Here is a 14,183-nt window from a genome sequence, read left to right on the forward strand (position 1 = left end):
TAAAATCTGGCGATCGCTGTTCCGTATGATGTATACACATGGCTTACACATTGAAATTTAAAGACTTTTTGTCTTAACCTGGTTTTGGGTTCGGTAGGTACTCACTCCTTATGTCGTATATTCAAAAGGCTTAGATTTGCGTTGTAAATAAGGACTTTTTTGACTGTACTGTAGCAATTTTTCAAACAAAGACAGAATAAGAGTTTTCAGCCCATCTTGCTGAAAACTGCTCGTACCTCGGCTCAATACCCTATTGAGTTCGCTTGTATGCATTTCATGTTAGTTTATGTCCGTTTAAGGGAATAATAGCACAAAAGTCCTTTAGAGCAATAAGGACTTTTGTGCTAAAGTGTGGATAAATAAACGGTCTTTAGGGAAAATTAGGCAATAAGGCTTTATTGTCTATAAGGACTATGGAAAAAAAAGTAGTAGCAGTCAAAGCTTTTGTATCTGAGGAGGTGCGAAACCTGTTTAAGGCTGCTTGTGCAAAAAAAGGAACAACTATGAGTGATGCTCTCGCGGCAATGATAGACGACTTTATTAAGCAAGAGGAACAATCCACACCCAAGCAGAAAGACAAAGGAGCAGCATGACCAATTCACAACCAGAGGATATCAACGCACGGTTGAACGACATTGACGAGCGCTTAGAGCAATTGGGTGATGAGTTAGACCTCATCCGCACAATTCAAAATGGTATGAGACGAGAAGTTCGTACCACTAGTCAGGCGACAGCGCGATTAGAACGTACCGTCAACCAACTCGCCAGTATTGCTCGCGACCATCAGGTAGCTTTGCGAATTTTAGAGCGCGAAAGCGAGCAAAAGCGATTCAATATTGAGCGCTTATCAACCGAAGCTGCCCAGGATAGGCAACTTGCTGCAATTGACCGCCAAACTTTTCAAACTGAGATTCGGCGGATTTGGGAATACTTGCGCGATCGCAATGGTGGCAACAGTCCACCAACATGAGCGATCGCATCTGGAGATTTTTTGCTTACGGAAATCCCCATTATCGTAAACTTTACGATCAAGTCTTTACTCTCTCACTTAAAGGAGGTATTAGTATTAATGTACTTTACATCCTTTGAGTCATTATTACGCTTGCTTCTATGGTGCCATCCTCAAAGCAGCCGATCTCAGAAATGTCAATTTCAGTAAATCTACTTTGTATAATGCGAACTTGACTGGTACTGACCTCAGAGATGCTAACTTGGAAGGTGCTGAATTAGCCGATGCAATTTTGGTTGCTGCCAACCTCAGTGGTGCTAACTTGCGAAACGCCCGGTTTGACGGTACTGACGCTGAGTCCACCAACTTCACTGGTGTCAATCTTGAAGGTGCGACCCTGTACGAGTCCAATCTTGAAGGTGCCTTGTTGGTTAGTGCTAGCTTGAGGAATTATGCTAAATAAAATCCGGCGATCGCTGTTCCGTTAGCAGTGACACATTAAATTGGTACAAAAATTGAGTATTTGACACGATAGAAGTTTCATAACTGGTAAACAGTTTACAAATATTTCCCCTATTCCTACTACCTTAGTCAACAGATAAATTTTTCCGAAAACTGATTTTTTAAACGAGAAGTATGTTATTGCAATAGTAATACTATCATTCATTCCCAATTAAAAAATTGTTTATTGAGTATGTATACCTTAAAAGTACGTAAGATTGGAAATTATCTAGGTACAACTTTACCTAAAGAAATTTTGCAAAAGCTTAGAGTTAAAGAAGGAGACAGTATATTCATAACCGAAACTGCAGATGGAATCTATCTGACAGCTTCTAATCCTGATTTTGAAAAAGCTATGGAGGCATACAAAAAAGTAAGTACTAAGTATAGAAATGCGTTGCACGAGTTAGCACAGATGTTGTAAGAGCGTAATGCCTTGCGCCTCTATCACAACACTTCATTTACTAGAAAAACACTGTATATTTCTACACAAAAAAGAATTTGTACTTAATTTGGAAGCTGTTCCCTAAGAAACTGCTCGAATTCTTGAACAGCGTCATATTGGTCAGGCATAGCGATATATGGCAGCAAGATATTTGGGTCTAAATCTAGGAAGAAACTGCTACGCTCGACTTCCTCATATTCACCTCGTTCGTTTAAATGGAATATTCTAATAGTGTCAGATTTCCAAAACCAAACTTCAGGAACTTGTTTGGGTTTGTATAATTGCCTTCTGTCAATAGTGCCACTGGTAATGATGACCTCAATGACGATATCAGGAGTTTCTTTGTCAGTACCGATGCAGTAAGATTCGTCAGGTGTTCCAGAAGCATAACCAGTTTTTTCTATGGTAAAGCCGCCACTTCTATAAAATCTGATATTTAACACTTTCATATAAGCTTCTAACAGCAAACCGAGAGTGCTTTTTACACGTTCATGTCTGGGACCAACTGGGGACATAATTTCTAAAATTCCAGATAAATAAGATAGGCGCACACTGCGATTATCTATGAGTTGTGCCTCAATTCCTTTAAACTGCTCCCAAGTCACGTCTCTGAGAGTTACCAATTTTTCTTCGACAGTACGGTCTAAAAGGAAAGTATCCATAAATTGAATTATTCACGGCATTAATTCTATTTTGGCATTTTAAAGTGTCTGTGAGTGGATGACGCAATGCGTTTTATGCCTGTTGTCGTCGTTTAGACACAATAGTGTTACCATAACACTAATTAACACTAGATGACAAGGAAGAAAAAAAAACAGAAAATAAGGTCATGACAACACTGTATAGTGCTACCATGCCCCAGGGAAAACGTTTAAATATATATTTCACTGATGATGACGATTTAAAGCTTTATGAAGAAATTGAAGCGATCGCCAAGGATGAGAAACGCTCTATGAGCCAAATGGTTAAGTTACTGGTCATTCGTGCGATCGCAGAACGCCAAGGACAAGTCAAGGAGAAAAATAAATGACCAACGCCGGACTTCTACCAATGTTTGTTCAAGAAGCGCTCAAGTGTTACCAACTAAAGCTCGTTGTCTACGATCCAATTAAAGAGGAGGTCATTGAATGGAGAGAATAGAATACTACCGCCAATGCATCCGTAACTTACTAAGCGAACAAGCATCTATGGAAAATAGTAACCCAGATGTTGAGTGTCAGCTGGTGTTTGATAAAGAACATGACCATTATCAATTACTAGATATTGGTTGGGAAGGACTGAAGCGAGTCTATAACTGTTTTATCCATGTCGATATTAAAGATAGCAAGATTTGGATCCAGCGCAATACGACTGAGCCAGATATTGCCCAAGCATTAGTAAAGATGGGAGTATCAAAGGAAGATATTGTCTTGGGATTGCATCCACCCTACAAACGTCCATATACAGGGTATGGTGTGGCTTAGGAGGGAATAGCAGAAGAGACTAGTGGTGCTAATCTGATTAGAACCGATATGAGTTGTGTCAATCTGAGCGGTGCTAACCTGAGCAATGCCAATCTGGAGTTTGCTATCCTGGATGCTGCCAACCTTACTAAGGGTAATTTGAGGGATGCTGTTTTGGATTGCACCTATCTGATTGGTAGTAACTTGACTAATGCTAACTTGAACGATGCCTATTTGAATTCTGTTACTCTCGATGGTGCTAATTTGACTGGTGCTAACCTAACTGGTGCTTATCTTACTGCTAGTCTAAAAAAGACCATTTTTTGCAACACTATCATGCCAGATGGAAGTATTCGGAATGACCATTGCTGCTAATAAGTCTTTGTATCTGGAATTTAGTGATGTATCAGCCATGAGGGGAACGTAGAGGCTGTTTAGCAGATTATCAATATCTTTGCCGGATTTGTGCAGTTGGTCTACCCTTTTTATTTTGTATGTCGAATGAACAGAATCTGAGAAAATTTTATTAATTTGACTGGCGACACAGCCAACAATACCCTAATTACTAGCGAAGATATTTCTCATCGTTTAGGGCATATAGCTTCAAACTTGGCGCGTGTGCGTTCATTTTGTAATAGTGCGTTCAAAAAAGGTCTAGAAGTAGCGATCAATGAAACCGAGTGGTTTATAGAGTGGGTAGCAGCAGAGATTGAACCAGAACAAGCAGAAGAACTGGTTAACATTCAAGTTCAGCTTGCACGCTGGCAAATAAATTTAGATGGTATTTTATCAGATGAACTTCGTCGATCGCAGACAGCCCAAATTGCGGAAACTTACTCGCAGAGAGTATTAAATATGTCAGGCTTGCTGGATTCGTGAAGAGCAACTTTTTTACTAGGATTGTCGTGCGTTCTTCCAAACTTTCCAACTGTTGTATATTAATAGAGAAGTAGCACCACAAGCAAGAGCAATGCCACTTGGTATACCCGCAATAACCAATGCTAAACTCCCAACCCACAAGGTTAAGGAGTAAATGAATAAAACAGTTTTTCTATGAGACAACCCAGCCCGTAATAATCTGTGGTGTAAATGGCTTTTATCTGCAATAAAAGGTGATTTGCCTTGGAGAATTCGCAGCAAAATCACTGCTGACATATCTATAATTGGGACTGCCAGAATGAGAAAAGGTGATAGGACTGCAGTTACAGCCGCCGTTTTCACTAGACCAATTACACTCACTGCTGCTAGAGTAAATCCCATAAAATATGCTCCGCCATCTCCCATAAAGATTTGTGCGGGGTTAAAGTTATAACGAAGAAAACCTAATGCTGCACCAGCAAGAGATGCAGCTATCAGGGCTGCTTCAGGTTGATTCATGAATAATGTCACAACCAACATCACCACAGCCGCTATTCCTACTACCCCAGAAGCTAAGCCGTCTAAACCGTCAATCCAGTTAATAGCATTGACCATTCCTACAAGCCATAGGATTGTGATGGGTAAACTTAACCAACCCAGTTGCACTAGCCCACCTGTAGGAATGCTCAAAAAATCTATACTTACACCTGCTTTCCACGCACCTGTTGCTACAACTATTTGTATTAATAAGCGTGCAATGGGCGAGAGATTTAATAAATCGTCTGCTAAGCCGATGAGAAAAAAGCCTACACCACCCAAAGTAACTCCCAAAATTTGCCATTCTTTTTCAGTTGATAAATTTCCAAATCCACCTAACACCCAAATAATGAACAGAGAGGCTACTGTACCTAAGAAGATAGAAACGCCTCCTAAACGCACTGTTGGACGTTGATGGACTTTACGTTCATTGGGTTTATCTACTCGTCCGCTTTTAATACCTAAGTTTTTGACATCAGGAGTTGTCCAGAGAACGATAACAGCAGCAACAAGGAAGGCAATGAGATGATAAATTTGAGCGGGTATCTGCATATTCCTCTTTTCATGAATCGGTTACACAGAGCGAACGACTAGTTTGTTGTACTAAATATGACATCAACCCAGTAGTTAGCTGATTGATAAGTCGAGGTGGGGAAAGCAGGATTACTGCTGTAGGTATAAACCCCATTCGGACCGGACTCACCGTTACGGAGTGCTGTCAATGGTTGAGTAGTCGTGCCAGAGTTAGCAAAGTATCCTACATCTTGTGAGTAAAAACCAACATTGGTGTGGTAGGATGCCACGTAAACAGTATTAGCTGCGATCGCAACGGGAGTCGCAAAGTTAACTTGCTGCCAACCTGAAGCCGTTTCGTTCGTGAAGGTTGCTGTTGCTAACTGCTGACCATTGCTGTTCCACAGGCTACCAACGTGAGTTCCTGTATTTTGCTGTCCTTTGTAAAAACGAATGCCCTTGATGAAACCGTTCTGACTCGAACGGAACTTCACGCCTAGTTCCACTGCACTTGGATCGTTTTCTGTGATGAGGCTGGGAGTGGCTGTGTTATTCCAAATGCTGACGGTTACTGATGATGTGTTGCTAGTGGTAAACGACCAAGTGTAGTTTTGTGCTAGAGCATTACCTGCCAAATCTTTGACTCTTGGGTCAGTGCTACCGCCCTTGAGTGTAGCAGTATAGGTTGTGGAAGTTGCGAGGGAACTGCTTGGCGTGAGTGTAGCAGTGAGGTTCGACGCATCATAGCTGATGGTAGCAGGTACAAGCGTGTTGTTGGCATTGCGTAACTCAAACGTATTGCTGTTAATTGTGGTTGTATCTATTGGTTCGCTAAAGGTAGCAGTGATGGTTGTACTGATGCTTATACCAGTTGTGTTGTTAACAGGAGTGCTTGCAGTCACCGTTGGTGGAGTCGTGTCAGGAGCAACATTAGTACTAAAGACAACATCTACCCAATAGTTACTGGATTTGTAAGTGTTGGTAGGGAAGGTAGGGTTAGAGCGGTAGATATATACGCCGTTAGAACCACTCTCGCCATTACGAAGGGCATATAAGGGTGAGCTATTCACACCCGAGTTGGTAAAGAAATTTTCGTTCTTAGAGTATTTACCAACATTAGTATGATAGGAAGCTACGTAAACGGTATTGGCAGTGATTTGAATTGGAGTTGCAAAGTTGGCTTGTTGCCATCCTGTGGCAGTCTCGTTGCTGAATGTTACTCTTGCTAACTGTTGACCACTACTACTCCATAACGTACCAATGTGAGTTCCTGTGTTTTGGGGTCCTTTGTAGAAACGAATACCAGTGATGTAGCCATTCTGATTGGTACGGAATTTCACACCTAGCTCTGTAGCCGTTGAGTCATTGGTTGTGACCAAACCGGGAGTCACTGAGTCATTCCAGATACTGCACGGACAAGTCCGTTCGCCAACTGCGATCGCTACTTCTGTTGCAGGTGTTTGGATATTGCCGCTATCGTCAATAGCACGACTTTTAATAATTGCTGTACCAATCGTTGTGGGTGTCCAAGTGTAGCTCCAAGTCGCACGACCATTAGCCATATGCCATGTTGTTCCGCCATCAACTGATACTTCAACACCACTCACAACTCCATCTGTGTCGCTCGCCGTACCCGTAATGACTACAGGATTATTCAGTTGCACCGTTGTGCTAGCAGTTGGTGCAGTAATTGTTGAGGTAGGAGCAGTGTAGTCAAAGGAGGTCGTTGCTAGTTGTAAACTAGTCTGGAGAGACCCAGGTTGTACACCCATATCAGCAAAAAGGTTAACAGTTGCTTGCTGCATACGCACATCTGGCGTTGCACCTGATGGTACGCGATCGTGATTGACATCCAAACCCCAAGACCATTGTACTGTTCCAGAACCAAACACTAAGGCACCGCTAGTGTGTTTATACAGTGTTAAATGGTGTATAGCTGTACCAGATGCAAAAGTAGACCCATAGTCTTGGAGGACGGGAGCATTGTTAACAATCGTTGTTGACATCCGAATCAAGCCTGGGGGTCGAAAGCCATTGTCTATATCTTCATCCCACTCATAACCAAGTGTGCTGTTAGCTAGTGTGGCAGTCGTTCCTGGCGCAAGAGTTGCAACACTCGTATTCCGCCAGAAGCGCATTTTGCCATCTTCGGCTGGTACCTGAATAGCTGTAGTCGCTCCATCGTTGACTGTAAAAAGCGTACCTGTTAAGGCGTTTTCCGGACGACCACCATCTTTAGGTGGGCTAAAACGTGGGTCACGCCAAGTTCCAGTCCAAGTCGTTGGTTGTGGATCGATCGCAGCATTAGCTTTGGTCTCTTTATAGCAAACTAATGTGTGGTAAGGTGTGTTCGCTCCATCAATGCTGTTTTCCCAACGAGTTTTCCAAAAGACTTCATTACCACTGAAAAATGCTAAATGAACACCTATATTTCGAGCAGCTTCCACTTTAGTTCGTTGTTGGTCAGACCAATATTCATCGTGACCAACTGATAGAAAAACTTTATGATTGCGAATCAGGTCACCACGGCGATCGCTATCCACACCAGTAAAATAGCTGACATTGTAGCCATTAGCCTCTAACCAACGCACCATTGGGTATTCAGCACTAAATACCCAGTCTTGACCGTTATCAACTATACGCGTATTAAAAGGACGGTTGTAACTCACCTTGTAAGCTCGTCCAGCAGGGTTCCCTTGATAGAGACTGTTACCACCATAATTGTTATAAGCCTGCCAAGTTGTATCAGAGGTCTGAAACAGTAAATCAGACGTACCAGAGTCATCTCGCACAATAAAAACAATGTGACTTGCTCCGCCAGTGTCATTACGCACCGCTTTAGCAAAATAGATTCCCGACGTAGCATTTGCAGGGACATTCCATGAAGCTGACACCGACCAATTTCCACAATCAATCAGTCCAGTGGTACTATTAGTGATGCAGCTTGGTTGGCTTGTAGTTGGGTTTTGTACTTGAACAGTTGCTACTTTGCGAGCACCTTGCCCACCATAGTATCCCATGCGGTATATATCAAGACGGTAGTTCAGAGCAACGGTTTTGATTTTGAAGGAAACAGTTTCTCCTTTATTAACACTAATATCTGTGGCAAAGCCTTGAATACTTGAGTCACCAATACCGCTAATATCCCACTCGGACTTAGGATTACCCGCCAGACAGTTCTCCGCAACAATTGAGTTAACAGGAGAAGAACAGGGATCTACAGCAAGTGCTTTTTGCACGAGCAAAGGATCGCTCACATTCAGTTGTAAGACAACTAGAATTGCGAGCATCATCAGCAATATATTTTTGAGTAGCTTCTTCATTGAGTTCTTGTTAATGTAGTTATATTTATGATTTTTGTTTACGTGTATCTAACTATAGAAATCCTAAATCTCCGAAAAACAAGGTAGAAACTGTCCAATCTTCGACATCTTGCCTTTGTGCTCTTTGCGTCTTTGCGGTTCAAAAACATTTTTTAACCACGTTCGCGAAGCGTGCCGACGAAGGAGGCATAGACGCAAAGAGCACGAAGAGAATACTTATTTTTCAAAAAGCAAATTAGGATTGCTATAGTTATTTTTAGTTACGGTGTTGTACTAAATATGACATCAACCCAGTAGTTAGAAGATTGATAGGTAGAGGTGGGGAATACAGGGTTGGCACTATAACTGTAAATACCATTAGATCCACTTTCTCCGTTACGGAATGCATACAACGGTGGATTATTTACACCAGAATTGGTAAAGTAATTTTCATTCTTGGAGTAAAAACCGACATTAGTGTGGTAAGAAGCCACATAAACAGTATTGGCAGTAATCTCTACAGGGGTTGCAAAGTTAACTTCCTGCCAACCTGAGGCAGTTTCGTTAATAAAAGTTGCCGTCGCTAACTGTTGTCCACTGCTGCTCCACAGGGTGCCAACGTGAGTTCCTGTATTTTGCAGTCCTTTGTAAAAACGAAGACCCTGAATATAACCGTTCTGGCTTGAGCGGAATTTTACACCCAGTTCTACTGCACTTGGGTCATTTGTGGTCACTGTACTGGGAGTTGCTGTGTTACTCCAGATACTTACTGATGAACTGCTGCTTGTGGTAAACGACCAAGTGTAGTTTTGTGCCAAGGCATTACCGGATTGGTCTTTTACCCTGGGATCGGTGCTACCGCCTTTAAGTGTAGCAGTATAAGTCGTGGCAGTGGCGAGCGGACTGCTTGGTGTAAGGGTGGCAGTACGGTTTCCAGTATCATAGGTGACGCTGGCAGGTATCAGTGTGTTGTTGGCATTGCGTAACTCAAAGGTATTGGTGTTGATTGTGGTTGCATCTATTGATTCGCTAAAGGTGGCGGTGATGATTGTACTGGTGGTGACACCCGTTGTACCGTTAACAGGAGTGCTTGCAGTCACTGTTGGTGGAGTCGTATCGGGAGCAATACTAGTGGTAAATACTACATCTACCCAATAGTTAGAAGATCGGTAGGAGTCAGTGGGGAACGTAGGATTGGAACTATAGATGTATACGCCGTTGGCTCCACTCACCCCGTTACGTAAAGCACGCAGTGGTGGATTGTCTACTCCAGAATTAGCAAAGAAATTTGGATCTGATGCATATCTACCAACGTTAGTGTGGTAAGACGCTACGTAGACGGTGTTAGCTGCGATCGCAACTGGAGAAGAAAAGTTGACTTGCTGCCAACCTGAAGATGTCTCGTTGCTGAATGTTGCTCTCGCCAGCTGCTGTCCGGTGCTGCTCCACAGAGTTCCGACGTGAGTCCCCGTGTTGCTGCTACCCTTGTAGAAGCGAATGCCAGTTATGTAGCCAGTTAAATCTGAGCGGAACTTTACGCCCACTTCGACAGAACTGGAATCTGCTTCTGATGGATTATTTGGTGCTGCTGAATTATTCCAGATGCTACATGGTTGCTCGTTCGGACAGGGTAAATTTCCTGTGGTGAATGACCATGTGTAGTTAGCAGCTAAGGCATTGCCTGCCAAATCTTTAATACGCGGTTCTGTTGTCCCGCCTTTAAGAGTGGCTGTATAGGTTGTATTTCCAGCCAAGGGGCTTGTTGGTATGAGTGTTGCAGTCCGGTTTGTCTCGTTATAGGTGACGGTGGCGGGAACTACTGTGTTTGCGGGATTGCGTAATTCAAAAGTGTTTGTGTTAATCGTTGCTGGAGAGATCGCTTCGTTAAAGGTAGCAGTCACACTTGTTCCAATGGCTACGTTTGTCGCGTTGTTGCTAGGAGTTGTTGACGTTACCGTTGGCGGAACGGTATCTGCTGCATAGGTAGCGACATATGAACCTGTGTCTCCGGAAAACCTCGCATACACAATCCCTTTGATTGTCTCCGTTGTATAGGTAACTGGAGTGCCATTGCGTGTAATTGAGTTAAGCGGCGCACCACTAAATTGATTTGGTAACATTGCCTGTAAACCATTGGCACCTGCACCTTTAGCGATCGTAAAGCTTAAAGTGCCGTTGTTCCATACTAGTGAATTAAAAGAAGAACTATCACGACCATCAAGCCAAGTTAAGATTTGTTGAGCGGAGACAATAGGTACACCACGAGTTTTGGCAGAGTTAACAACTGCATTAGATACTGATGAGTTGCCAGTATCAGTATGGGCATTGACATTGAAAACACCGTAATATCCCTCTGACCCCAATGCCCGATCTAATAGAGTATCAATAGTGTAGGGGTATGACTGTCCGGATTCATCAGTCATTTGGGTATTTGCTTCATAGACATCAATCACTGTCCCATCTTGTTCAGTTAAACGCATGGGCATACCGCTACCAGTAAAGAAGCCAGGACGGTCGAGAATCCAAGAGGGTGGCCAGTAGTAAAAAGTAGTGTTCAACCGTATCCCTTGACTGAGTTCCACTTCTGGCGTGCTAGACCAATCGCTCCAGACTAGGCAGTGATGCCTTTGAGTGACTGGTGCTGGTAAGCTTGGGTACTTGTTAGCAAAATTACTTAACTGCTGTGTGTAAACAGTTTGAAGAGAGGCAGGTGTAAAATCAGTACAATTGGTAGTCACGTGTAACGCAATTTCAAACCCTTGAGCATCATAAGCAGCTGCTTGAGCGTTAGTTAGGGGCATGCTGGACGTGGGAAAGACGTATGAAGTCCCTCGAATGCACTCCCAATTTTCAACTGAACAACCAGCCGGACTACTCGCATTGAATTGGTCAAAGCGCGGTCCTGTTCCCCCATTTCCATGATCGTCACCTGTCATCAGCACAACCGCTTTTTTACCATGTGGGAAATACCAGAAGCGTGGTAACGGTTTCTTAGAAAGATTCATCGTAATGATGAGGTTTGCTAGTAAGCGCTGTTGCTCATCTGCTTGAGGTATGGCAACTTTGTTAAGGTCAACCCAATCTGGCTGAGAATCTCCAAAAAACAGATCATCAGAGCGAATTGGGGAAAATCCATCCCGCTCTTGTCCTGCCCAAGCAGGGTTACCCTGGCGCGTATAGACTATCGATTGCGCTAAGTCGTAAGTGAATGCAGCAGCCTGACCGCCGTTGCTCCCAACGGTGCGTAATGAGACAGCAGGATTTGTGGTTGCTGTTGTCGCATTTGTGTAAAGCGTGGCAATACTAGTCGCTCCGTTTAAAGTATAGCGATCGGCGGTTCCATGGAACTGCATAGTCTGGTTGACGATTCCATTACCTGCGGGCTTTGAAGTGTCTGCTAACAAATAGCCGTTTGAAAGGGTGTTACCTGTATCTGTCAGCCCAAGCAAACTAGCAAGCTGTTTGTCAGGACGCATCGCGATGAGATTGCCACCACCGTTCACCCAATTAGTAAACATTGTTACCTGTTGGGACGAGAGACCTAGATCGGTAAGGATGACAACATCATAGTTTGCAAGTGTTGTTGCTGAAACTGCTGAAATATTACTAACATTGAAAGAGTTGAGTCCTTCAGTTCGGAGAATTTCAGCATAGTAATCTCCAAAGGGATTAGATGCACTGGTGACGATGAGAATTGGTCCACCTGGTGGTGATGGTATTGATGCAATCAGTGTCTTTTTGGAAGAAGTTACACGATCTGAATTGATTAAAGCTTGAGATTTTTGGCTTTTTTGTTGATTTTTCTGTTCTTTAACTTTGGCTGGGATTGGAATTAGCTGTTTTTGTTGAAATTTTACTACATCCCACAGAATGAGCTCAGACGCTTCGTCTCCAGTGGCTAAAAGATTGCTGTCTGTAGGGCTAAAAGCAACTCCGGTAATTGCTTTCTTGTTACCATGAAGGCTACCAAGCGGTACACCCGTTGGTATATTCCATAGGAAAACTTTGTTTTCGTCGCCACCTCCAGCTAAAACGGTTCCATTTGGGCTAAAGGCTAATGTTTTAATTCGTTTTGTTGGTCCTCTTAGAACTTGATTCTCATTGCCATTTGCAACATTCCAAAGTCTGACAGTACCATCTTTGCTAGCACTTGCCAAAAGAGTTCCATTTGGACTAAAAGCAACGGAAGTGACTCCACCCTTATGACCGAGTAAAACTTTGCGTTTTTTACCAGTTTCTGTATCCCATAAAATGATTGTAGTATCTTCACTTCCGCTTGCTACGATCTTGCCATCTGGGCTGACAGCATCAGTATTGACAAAGCCAACGTGTCCTTCAAGAACGTGAATTAGCTTTCCAGTTTTTGCATTCCACACAGTACTCCGGGTATCCTCTCCTCCAGTGACCCAAAAATTCCCGTCTGGACTGACAGCAATTGTCCTAGTTGGATTTTCGTGTGCTTGGAGAAGATTGATTTGTTCTGTCGTGACTGGGTCCCATATTCGAGCTACGCTATCTCTACCCACACTAGCTAAGGTATTGTTTTGTGGATTGAAGACAACTCCGGTGACAGGGGTATTTAGATGTCCTGGTAGGGTTCTTTTTTCTTTCCCAGTATCGGAGTCAAATACTAAGACTCGACCATCCTTAATCCCAGTCGCTAGGTTTTGTCCATCCCGACTAAAAGCGATCGCAGTTACGCCTACATCATCGTTTGATGATACGTTTTGTGCTAGGGTATAGCCATTTACTTGACTAAAGAAGAGTGCTAGTAGTAGGCTACAGCAAAAAAGAGACAAGTACTTTATATATCGTCTCATAATCTCATATCCTGATTTTTTGTTATGTGAAATGAATAATTAACCGCAGATGAACGCAGATGCACGCAGATGAAATCTCTTGATGTAAGGGGTCTAATGTTAAAAATTGAAAAAAATGTAGAGACTAAGCATGGCTAGTCTTTAGGGATTTCCAAGAAATAAATTACTCAATCTTGTGGTACGGGCGTCCCCGCCCGTTCTATACTCATGACGTTTAATGTGTAAATTTCATCTGTTTAAAGTTTTTAAGGTTGGACTTTGCAACTTTCTTTGCTTTATAGGTTGAGCAGGGTTACCTGCATAAATTGTCATCGGCTCTAAAGAATGCCCAGTCACACCACCAAGGGCTAGTACTGCTCCTAGTCCAACAGTCACTCCCGGTCCGATCGCGGACTTTGCAGCAATCCAGCTCCCTTCTTGAATGTAGATGGGGGCAGTTATCAATTTAAAATCCGGATGGCTCCAGTTATGATTGCCAGTACAAAGGTAGACGCCTTGGGAAAGGCAAACGTGGTTTTCGATGGTGACATGAGCTAAGTTGTCTATCCAAGTGTCTTCCCCAATCCATACAAAATCACCTATTGTTAAACGCCAAGGAAACTTTACCCGCACTCCTGGTTTTACGCGAACACCTTGACCGATTTGTGCTCCAAAACGACGAAGCACCCAAACTTTTATGCTAGAGAAAGGTATCACACGGCTTTCGACTAAGGGCGATCCCAGAAAATACCACAGAAGTTGTTTCCAGTAGGAAGCACCAGGGGTATAACTACCAAGGGAGTATCGATCTAAACGCATATGGTAAACAATTAAGAA

The 14,183-nt window shown here is 43.0% G+C and carries 13 protein-coding genes; 8 read left to right on the forward strand and 5 right to left on the reverse strand.

The features are described from left to right. The first annotated feature begins 413 nt into the window (after window positions 1-413). The 4 genes from WA1_RS04190 (at window position 414) to WA1_RS04205 (ending at window position 1,874) form a co-directional block, all read left to right on the forward strand. Window positions 414-593, forward strand: a complete 180-nt coding sequence (locus WA1_RS04190) for a plasmid partition protein ParG (RefSeq protein WP_017743311.1) — start codon at window positions 414-416, stop codon at window positions 591-593. After that, entirely contained in the window at window positions 590-970 is a 381-nt protein-coding gene (locus WA1_RS04195; protein ID WP_017743310.1) for a hypothetical protein, read from the forward strand. Before WA1_RS04190 ends, WA1_RS04195 begins: the two co-directional genes overlap by 4 nt. 115 nt (window positions 971-1,085) lie before the next feature. Continuing rightward, the gene (locus WA1_RS04200; protein WP_017743308.1) at window positions 1,086-1,412 is read left to right on the forward strand and encodes a pentapeptide repeat-containing protein; all 327 of its coding nucleotides are present in this window, start codon (window positions 1,086-1,088) and stop codon (window positions 1,410-1,412) included. Between the two features lie 231 nt (window positions 1,413-1,643). Next, window positions 1,644-1,874, forward strand: a complete 231-nt coding sequence (locus tag WA1_RS04205; RefSeq protein WP_017743307.1) for an AbrB/MazE/SpoVT family DNA-binding domain-containing protein — start codon at window positions 1,644-1,646, stop codon at window positions 1,872-1,874. A gap of 83 nt (window positions 1,875-1,957) precedes the next feature. Here WA1_RS04205 and WA1_RS04210 read toward each other — a convergent pair whose 3' ends face one another. Then, complete coding sequence (locus WA1_RS04210; RefSeq protein WP_017743306.1) at window positions 1,958-2,557, reverse strand: Uma2 family endonuclease; 600 nt, start codon at window positions 2,555-2,557, stop codon at window positions 1,958-1,960. 167 nt (window positions 2,558-2,724) lie between these two features. On the opposite strand from WA1_RS04210, the gene WA1_RS04215 reads away from it, so the two are divergent. The 4 genes from WA1_RS04215 (at window position 2,725) to WA1_RS04230 (ending at window position 4,216) form a co-directional block, all read left to right on the forward strand. Further along, entirely contained in the window at window positions 2,725-2,925 is a 201-nt protein-coding gene (locus WA1_RS04215) for a ribbon-helix-helix domain-containing protein (RefSeq protein ID WP_017743305.1), read from the forward strand. 97 nt (window positions 2,926-3,022) lie between these two features. Further along, window positions 3,023-3,358 (forward strand): XisI protein, encoded by a 336-nt coding sequence (locus WA1_RS04220; RefSeq protein WP_017743303.1) that lies wholly within the window; start codon window positions 3,023-3,025, stop codon window positions 3,356-3,358. Window positions 3,359-3,391: 33 nt separating this feature from the next. After that, window positions 3,392-3,712 carry a pentapeptide repeat-containing protein gene (locus WA1_RS04225; RefSeq protein WP_272819405.1) on the forward strand — a complete coding sequence of 107 codons (321 nt, stop codon included), beginning with the start codon at window positions 3,392-3,394 and terminating at the stop codon, window positions 3,710-3,712. Between the two features lie 156 nt (window positions 3,713-3,868). Further along, the gene (locus WA1_RS04230; RefSeq protein WP_017743301.1) at window positions 3,869-4,216 is read left to right on the forward strand and encodes a hypothetical protein; all 348 of its coding nucleotides are present in this window, start codon (window positions 3,869-3,871) and stop codon (window positions 4,214-4,216) included. Window positions 4,217-4,231: 15 nt separating this feature from the next. Here WA1_RS04230 and WA1_RS04235 read toward each other — a convergent pair whose 3' ends face one another. The 4 genes from WA1_RS04235 to WA1_RS04250 form a co-directional block, all read right to left on the reverse strand. Continuing rightward, window positions 4,232-5,278, reverse strand: a complete 1,047-nt coding sequence (locus WA1_RS04235; protein ID WP_026134638.1) for a glycosyltransferase family 4 protein — start codon at window positions 5,276-5,278, stop codon at window positions 4,232-4,234. A gap of 44 nt (window positions 5,279-5,322) precedes the next feature. Further along, a complete protein-coding gene (locus tag WA1_RS04240; protein WP_017743299.1) occupies window positions 5,323-8,568 on the reverse strand; it encodes a N,N-dimethylformamidase beta subunit family domain-containing protein in 3,246 nt (1,081 codons plus the stop codon). Window positions 8,569-8,828: 260 nt separating this feature from the next. Beyond that, window positions 8,829-13,367, reverse strand: coding sequence for a DUF4082 domain-containing protein (locus WA1_RS04245; protein ID WP_017743298.1), 4,539 nt, complete (start codon window positions 13,365-13,367; stop codon window positions 8,829-8,831). A gap of 228 nt (window positions 13,368-13,595) precedes the next feature. Beyond that, complete coding sequence (locus WA1_RS04250) at window positions 13,596-14,165, reverse strand: WcaF family extracellular polysaccharide biosynthesis acetyltransferase (RefSeq protein ID WP_017743297.1); 570 nt, start codon at window positions 14,163-14,165, stop codon at window positions 13,596-13,598. Window positions 14,166-14,183: the final 18 nt, after the last annotated feature.

Source organism: Scytonema hofmannii PCC 7110 (assembly GCF_000346485.2).
Lineage (GTDB): Bacteria > Cyanobacteriota > Cyanobacteriia > Cyanobacteriales > Nostocaceae > Scytonema > Scytonema hofmannii.